This window comes from Gimesia maris, assembly GCF_008298035.1.
Taxonomy (GTDB): domain Bacteria; phylum Planctomycetota; class Planctomycetia; order Planctomycetales; family Planctomycetaceae; genus Gimesia; species Gimesia maris.
In genome coordinates, this window is the sequence record NZ_CP042910.1 from 2,277,694 (window position 1) to 2,286,266 (window position 8,573).

The window sequence follows — 8,573 nt, forward strand, 5'->3', positions numbered from 1 at the left end:
TGATGACAGATCCTTTTCACGCATCGACAGTTCATCCATGTCCGGGTCCTGAAACGCGGCGTGGGTTTCTCAAAATGGGCCTGGCTGGTTTTGCTTCACTCAGTCTTCCCGGCATTCTGCGATTGCAGGCAGCGAATCCTCTGCCCAATCAAAAGAAAAAGACGGCTGTCATTATGGTCTGGCAACCGGGTGGTTGTTCACATATTGATACTTACGATCCCAAGCCCGCTGCGCCGATTGAGTATCGCGGGCCTTTCGGCATGATCCCGACCAAAGTGCCGGGGATGAATTTTACAGAACTGCTGCCGATGCAGGCAAAAATTGCAGATAAGTTTACCGTTCTGCGTTCCATGCGTCACGACAGCCCCGGGCATCCAGCGGGTACGCTGCGAATGTTGACGGGGGATACGGATCGTCGCGATAAGGAAATTCCCAAATATCCTGACTGGATGTCTGTCACGAATTATCTGCGTTCTAAAGAAGGACCACGCAAAAACCCGCTGCCGCCCTACGTGGGAATCAACTTTTCTTCGCAGCGTGTGGGAGGGGCTTATCTGGGGGATGCCTATGGTCCCTTTACCGTTTCAGGAGATCCCAACAAACCAAATTTCACGGTTCCCAATATCGGGTTATCGAACCAGGCTGAAGTCAAACAGCTCGATCGTCGGGCGACTCTGCGTCAAAAACTTGACACCCTGGAACGATCGTTTGATCAGGCGGGGGAACTGCAGGCGCTGGACGAATTTGAAACCCAGGCCATGACTCTGTTGACGAACCCCAAGGCGAAAGATGCTTTTGATTTGAGCCAGGAAGATGATCGCACCCGTGATCGTTACGGCCGCAACAGTTGGGGACAGCAGTTGCTGATGGCGCGGCGTCTGGTGGAAGCAGGCGTGGATGTGATTTCGACCAGCCTGAGTGGTCCGCTTTGTGGCCGCGTGTCAAACTGGGACGATCATGCCGTTAACCACCATGTCTTCGACGCCATGCGGTTCCGTTCACAGGCATACGATCAGGCTGTCTCTGCTTTGATTGAAGATATTTACGACCGTGGACTGGATGAACGAGTGCTGGTGGTGGTCACCGGTGAATTCGGGCGGACTCCGAAGGTCAATTACCAGCCCAGTACCGGCGCAGGCAATGCGAGTGCACCTGCCGGCACTAAACAGCCGGGCCGAGATCACTGGCCACGTGCATTTTCTAATATCTGGGCCGGTGGCGGTATCGAGACCGGTCGCTTTATCGGTGCGAGTGACAAGCTGGGCGAAGATTCGATTGAACGAATCTGTGGCGCGGGGGATTTCCTGGCGACCATTTATCATCATCTGGGAATTGATTCGTCCAGTGTCTTCATCGAAGACTTCAACGGCCGTCCGACACCAATCATTGCCGATCAGGGCAAACCAATTCCGGAACTGATGGGTTAACGCTGCTCACGCTTCACGCTGATTACAGAACAGGTCCCAGCATGGCGATGGTATTATTCCAGAAGCGGCGTGCTATACTCCAGGCGGCAACGGATTCAGCAGTGACTTCTTTTGAAGACGCCAGATATTGCTGCTGACGCTCGCGGACTTTTTCTGTCAATGCAGAGTCATAGAACAGGATGTTGTTTTCGTAGTTAAGGTCAAAGCTGCGACGATCCATGTTTGCGGAGCCGATTAATGTGACTTCGCCGTCCAGCGTCAGCGATTTGGTATGCAGCAGCCCCCCTTCGTATTCATAGATTTTCACACCTGCTTCCAGCAGCTCTTCATAATAGCTGTGGCTGGCAGCGCCGACGATCCGGGAGTCATTGCGGGCCGGGAATATGATTTTCGTATCAACGCCCCGGTAGGCGGTGGCGCAAAGTGCATCCTGCATCGATTCACTCGGTACATAATACGGTGTTGTAATCACCAGTTCGTGACGGGCAGAATGAATCAGCGATTCAAACATCTCAGGCATCGCGGAAAAGCGAACGGTGGGGCCGGTACCAACGACCTGTGCCGGGAATCCTGTCTCGCTGGGAGTGATGGGAGTTTCTAAAAGTGATGACAGATCTTCGTCGACCTGTGTCATCCAGTCACTGATAAACAGATGCTGGTTCTGTCGCGCCACCGGTCCTTGAAAGCGCATCACCGCATCGACCCAGGGGGCATATTTTGCTTTGACGCGAAACTCCGGGTCGGCACAGTTCTGGCTGCCGCAATAAGTGATACTGTGATCAATGACCACAATTTTACGGTGATTGCGCAAATCGATGCGTCCCACAAAGGGACGGAGCAGGGGGTTTCCAATGGGCAATGCGACTGCGGTTTGTACTCCCGCTGCTTTCAATTCATTCCAGTAGGCAGACTTAATCAGTATCCGGGAACCCAGATCATCAGCCATGGCACGGCATTGGACACCACGGGCAGCCGCGCGTTTCAAGGCGTCGATTATTTTACAGCCGTTATGATCAGGTAACCAGATATAGAACATCAGGTGAACGTGTTCCTGTGCTGAGTCAATATCTTCGACCATCCGGTCAATGGTGGCGTTGGAATCCGCCATCAGTTGCGCAGTGTTCCCTCCCACGGGTGAATAGCCACTGATGGAACACCCGACTCGAAAGAGATGGTCATATTTATCGGGAATCTGCGTATGAAAATCTTCTTCAGGGCAGGTCTTGCAGCTTAATTTCGGCAGGCGTTCGAATACTTTCTGCATACGGGCGACGCGTCGACGTCCGATATTGACTTCCCCCAGCAGCAGGTAGGCGAGAATACCCAGCACAGGCAGCGTGACGACAACAACGATCCATGCCAGCCGCGATGTCGGTTGACGATGCGGTCTTAATATCACGCGCATGATGACCAGGATTTCAATCGAAACGTGAATCAGCACCGCGATCGTAGCGACGTCCATTAATTGTTCCCTGCAAAAGCGGATCGAGTCCAGCGTAATCGAATCTGGAAGAACCTGGTCTGGAAAGGGTCAACTTACCGCATTGTCGGTATGAGTTCAAGACAGGCCTTCTTCTGATCAGAATTGAATCAGGGGCGCTTTGTAACTGTCTGTCGATACGATGAGGTTTACTTGATTTTACATGAATGAGAGATGTTTGCGGGTTCACGGCAGCTGAACTTAGACAATTGCTGAAATGCTGGATATCATATTTAAATTGTGGAGCGTTTGATTTTTGCTGGAGAAGACCAGTGTGAAATCAAAGTGGAGCTTATTTACCTTTATTGTCACTTTGATCAGGCGGAAGTCCTCTTGAAAAAATTTCCAATACGATGTTGCTGGGTGATGACTTTCATTTTTTTCAGCCAGATCGCATCAACACAAGCGGCTCAGAAACCGGAACGCGGCTTTCGGGAACTAAATCGATTGAAAGCTCCCGAGGCGCATCAGGCTGTCGCGGTTGACGAAACGTCGTTCTACACCATCTCGAGTCGGGAAGTGGCCCGTTATGATAAAACCAGTGGGAAACAGCTCACAAAATGGACGGGCCCGAAAGACTCCCACATTCGTCATTTGAATAGCGGGATTGTAACGGGCGGGAAACTGTATTGTGCCCATTCTAACTGGCCTCAGAACCCGCTGAAGAATACGATTGAGGTCTTCAAACCGGAGTCTCTGGAACATCTGGAAACACTGACATTTCCGGAGACGGCAGGAGCCATCAACTGGGTCGATCATCGGGGAGGCAAATGGTGGGTCTGCTATGCTTTTTATGGTCAGATCGAAAATGTCCGCAAGACCCGGATAGTACGCTATGACGAAAACTGGCAGCCGGAAGCAGAGTGGACATTTCCCGATTCCGTCGTAAAACGGTTTTTGCCCAACAGTAATTCGGGAGGAGCGTTTGGACCCAATGGGCTGCTCTATGCGACAGGTCACGATCATGGAGAGGTCTATGTACTGAGGATACCAGACACTCCTGGAATTCTGGAGCATGTGGAAACGTTATCTGCCCCCATCGCCGGGCAGGGAATTGCCTGGGATCAGAGCGATATTGGAACCTGCTTTGGCATCATCCGACGTTCGAAAGAGGTTGTCAAACTCAGGCTGACGCATTCCGCCGAATTCAGTGAGCTACGCGATCGGATTCAATGGAAACGCGAAGCACAAAATCCCATTCTTCCCCCACGGGCTGCGGGAAACTTCGATTCGACACGTTGTATGAATCCCTGGGTAGTAAGACAAAATGACCAGTATCATTTGTTCTATGCTGGCGGTGATGATCACAGTCAGCATCGGATCGGGATGGCGACTGCAAATGTGGACGCCATCACAGAGTGGAAGCGGGGTGATCCTTTATTTGAGAAAGGCATGTCGGGAAGCTTTGATGCACGCTGGTGTGTTCTGCCTCATGCGATTCGAATGGCGGATGACCGCTGGCATTTGTATTACACAGGAAACAGCGGGCAGGGGACGGGACTCAGCTCGTTTCCCGGGATTGGTGTAGCGACCAGTGTGGACGGTAAAAACTGGTCCCGTTTCAGTCATCAACCGGTCCTGCCACGGAGTGGAGAACCGGGCAGTCCTGATGCGATCGGCGTTGCCGGAGGTTCGGTGCTGAAGGTAGAGCGAAGTGATGGTACGACAGAATGGCGTTTTTATTACACGGGCTGTCCTACTACGGGTAAGGCTCACCTGCTCAATCAGCAGAAAACAATCTGTCTGGCTGTTTCCGAAGATGGTATCCACTGGGATAAGCGGGGGGCAATCATGCTGCGTGATCCCCAGCGGGATTATGAAAACGTAGGTGTCGCTGGCCCCGTAGTCCTGCAGCGTGACGATGGCAGCTTTCAGATGTGGTATTCCGCGATTGGTTCCCGCTGGGGGTATTATTGTATCTGCTATGCAGAATCAGATGATGGGATCTATTGGACCCGCGGTGCGCATTCGGGGGATAACCTGCAACTTACCCCAACCGGTTCCGGCTGGGAGAGTCAGATGGTGGAATACCCCTCTGTGATTAGGGAGGGAAAGCAGTTCCGACTGTTTTACTGTGGGAATGGTTATGGGAGAACCGGAATCGGGACCGCAGTGAGTATCGAGCCAGATCAGAATAATTGACACTTGCATTTTGAGTCACGCTTGTAATGATTCTGGCAGAACGGCACTGCAGTCGTTTTACACTTCACCGTTTTGTCCCACCGATCTGCAGAAGACCGGACCACAAAAGTATTAAACAGACGAAATAACCGGCTGACGTCAATTGAGCCGACTTAAAATAGATCAGCTGGAAATTTCATGAATGAACACGCAATCCTTTCCCTGTCCTTTATCCTGCTTGCAGGCATGCTGTGCCAGTGGGTTGCCTGGCGTGTCAAATTTCCCGCGATTATTTTTCTGTTGACTGCCGGTATTGTCGCTGGACCGGTCACCCAGTGGCTCAACCCGGATCAGTTGTTCGGAGAACTGTTGTTTCCCTTTGTCTCACTGGCGGTCGCCGTGATTCTGTTTGAGGGAAGCCTGACGTTAAAGATTCAGAATATTCCCGGGCTGGAACGGGTGATCCGGAATCTGATTACGATCGGGGCATTCATCACCTGGATGATTACGACACTGGCCACCCGAACGCTGCTGGACTTCTCCTGGAGTGTCTCCTTTCTGTTTGGAGCGCTCATGGTCGTGACCGGGCCGACGGTGATTATGCCTCTCCTGCGGACCGTTCGTCCGAAAGAAAATGTGGCCAGTATTCTACAGTGGGAAGGTATTCTGATTGATCCCCTCGGAGCCATCCTGGCTGTGCTGGTATTCGAATTTATTGTATCCGGGGGAGTCGAAGGTGGTTTTACCGCGGGCCTGCTGGTGTTTGGGAAGATGATCCTGATCGGCATGATATTGGGAGCAGCAGGAGGCTTCCTGTTCGGCTTTCTCTTAAAGAAATACTGGATCCCTCACTATCTGCATAATATCTCTGCATTGGCGCTGGTCTGCGTGGTGTTTGCCGTTTCCAATGTCTTTGAAGCCGAATCGGGACTGCTGTCGGTGACGATCATGGGGATCTGGTTGGCCAACAGTAAAGGGCTCGATCTGGACGATATTCTGGACTTTAAGGAAAGCCTGAGTATCCTGCTGATCTCCATGCTGTTCATCATCCTGGCCGCCCGGATGAACCTGAATGCGTTTATCGATCTGGGCTGGCCCGCTCTGGCCGTCTTTGCCGTGATTCAATTTGTGATCCGTCCTTTGAGCGTGCATCTTTGTGCTGTAGGATCCAAATTGACAATGAATGAACGGCATCTGCTGTCCTGGATTGCTCCACGCGGGATCGTGGCTGCTGCCATCTCTGCACTGTTCGCGATTCGCCTGGAATATCTCGGGTATCAGGATGCATCACGTATGGTGCCTTTAACCTTTATCGTCATCATCGGGACAGTCCTGCTGCAAAGTGCGACAGCCGGTCCTCTGGCACGATTTCTCAAAGTTGCTGAACCGGAAAGCAAAGGCTTCCTGATCGTGGGGGCTAATGCCGTTGCACAGATCATTGCCGAGGAATTAAAGAAAAATGGTATTCATACACTCATGACGGATCAGAACTGGTCGTCAGTAACGGAGGCCAAGCTGAAAGGACTGGCCGCTTACTGGGGGAATCCGGTTTCGGAGCATGCAGAACGCAATTTGAACCTGATGGGGATCGGAAATCTACTGGCGATGTCACCACAGGTCGAATTGAATGCGCTGGCGGCGCAATATTACCGACTGGAGTTTGCCCCTTCGAGTATTTTTACGATTCGCAATGCACAGCCTACCGCTGGCACTGAAGAAACGAAGGCAGCATTCAAATATAGTGGACGCGTTCTGTTTGGTGATTCTGTCACCTTTCAGGATCTCGAACAAATGCTGCAACACGGGGCGGAGATGAAAACCACCCAGCTGACGCAAGAATTCACCTACGAAGACTATCTGGAACAGCAGGGAACGCTGCGCGTTTCCCTGTTTTCGATCGACGCAAACGCAGTCGTACATGTCTTTACCGCCGAGCCCGATTTTGTACCCAAAGCCGGATGGAAAATCATGGCGCTGGCGGTCAAACAGGAAGCTTAAAGCAGGCGTCTCTCCTGAGTGATTTCAGTCACCCGAGTCAGGGTTTCTATGATTTACCGGTTGATCTGCAGGCATTACAGAGCAGAAGCATGTACACATCTGCTGCAGGTCTTTGTCGTGAATTTCCTGTTGAGTGAGGAGAGAGCACGTCAAATCTTTGTCATGCACAAAACCTGCTCGACCTCTCAAAATTCCCCTGCTACAATCGAGGCTCTTTCTCGAACATCCTCTGTAAGGGAATCCTGCAATCATGACGATACGACGACGCGATTTTTTAACATCTTCAATGGCGACGACGCTGACAGGCCTCCTGTCTCAAAAGCAATTGCCTGCGAAAGGGGAGTCAATTGGTGAGAACCGTCGTCTGCTTAAGCCCGTTCATGATCAGATTGTCTGTCCCTGGCGGCCGGAACATCCCCGCCACGATCATCAACAGATTTTTCCCCTGGATGAGCAGAGGCTGCTGCTGGTCTGGTCGGAGTACTACAGTCAGTCACCGCGACCTGCGACCAGGAAAGGCCATTCGGGAATCAGCGACCACGTTGCCTGCCAGATCTCCTCGATGATCTCAACCGACCAGGGGCGCAGCTGGGGAGAGCATCGGGTGCTGCAGCCCAATCGCTGGAAGCAGAATGTCAAACATCCGAACCTGATTCGTCTGTCCGAACAGGAAATCCTGTTTTCCTACGTGGGCTGGGACGACGAAAATCAGCGAAACGTTTTTCTGCGCCGGTCTACCGATAATGGAAAGACGTGGAGCGAGCAGCAGCAGATTTCTGAACCCGGCTGGTACTGCTGCAATGCCGACCATGCTTTGCGTTTGAGTACTGGTCGCATCCTGATTCCTGCGCACGGTCCCTATGCGAAACAGTATGTGGGGGGAACTTCTTATAAAGGGGGCGACCTGCATTCGTTCGTGTTTTATTCCGATGATGGTTTTCGCACGTGGAAACGGAGCGCGAACAGCATGACGGCACCAGGGCGCGGTTGTCATGAACCGGCAATCGTGGAATTGAAAGAGGGACGCCTGCTCTGTTTTCTGAGGAATACCAATCAACGGCTCTATCAGAGTTTTTCAGACGATGGTGGTGCACACTGGTCCCGTCCTGAGCCCACGAAACTACCGTCCCCCGAATCACCGGCGATCGTAAAACGCATTCCCTCGACTGGGGATCTGCTGTTATTGTGGAATAATGTGGCTTCCCCCACCAACTGGCCTCGCACACCCTTGAGCGCTGCGATTTCTCAGGACGACGGTAAAACCTGGGGGCATTTTAAGGACATTGATGCGCGACCCGCTTTTGATGCGGCTTACCCTTCCATCACGTTTGTGAATGATGAGGCATTCATCGCGTATTACTCGCGCTCGACCCGCTGGAAACGTGACTCTGAAATTACACTGCGAATTTATCAGGTCCAGCAGTTTTATGCCTGATGATGCCTGCTGAGGAAGTCTGGCATTCCAGCTGTTGCAGCTTGTTGATCCGGATATGACTCACTCTTCTGTAATACGACTTCAGAATCATTGCCTGAAAAAAAAGTCGTCG

At 52.0% G+C, this 8,573-nt stretch carries 5 protein-coding genes; 4 read left to right on the forward strand and 1 reads right to left on the reverse strand.

Going from position 1 to position 8,573, the window contains the following annotated elements:
• The first annotated feature begins 2 nt into the window (after positions 1–2).
• Positions 3–1,427, forward strand: a complete 1,425-nt coding sequence (locus tag GmarT_RS08680; protein WP_002644791.1) for a DUF1501 domain-containing protein — start codon at positions 3–5, stop codon at positions 1,425–1,427.
• Positions 1,428–1,449: 22 nt separating this feature from the next.
• Here GmarT_RS08680 and cls read toward each other — a convergent pair whose 3' ends face one another.
• The gene (cls, locus tag GmarT_RS08685; protein WP_002644790.1) at positions 1,450–2,889 is read right to left on the reverse strand and encodes a cardiolipin synthase; all 1,440 of its coding nucleotides are present in this window, start codon (positions 2,887–2,889) and stop codon (positions 1,450–1,452) included.
• 384 nt (positions 2,890–3,273) lie between these two features.
• Between cls and GmarT_RS08690 the strand changes: the two genes are divergently transcribed.
• From GmarT_RS08690 to GmarT_RS08700, 3 genes are all read left to right on the forward strand, one after another.
• Complete coding sequence (locus GmarT_RS08690) at positions 3,274–5,049, forward strand: glycoside hydrolase family protein (protein WP_149302547.1); 1,776 nt, start codon at positions 3,274–3,276, stop codon at positions 5,047–5,049.
• Positions 5,050–5,226: 177 nt separating this feature from the next.
• Positions 5,227–7,026, forward strand: coding sequence for a cation:proton antiporter (locus GmarT_RS08695; RefSeq protein WP_002644788.1), 1,800 nt, complete (start codon positions 5,227–5,229; stop codon positions 7,024–7,026).
• A gap of 250 nt (positions 7,027–7,276) precedes the next feature.
• Positions 7,277–8,461, forward strand: a complete 1,185-nt coding sequence (locus GmarT_RS08700) for a sialidase family protein (protein WP_052301222.1) — start codon at positions 7,277–7,279, stop codon at positions 8,459–8,461.
• Positions 8,462–8,573: the final 112 nt, after the last annotated feature.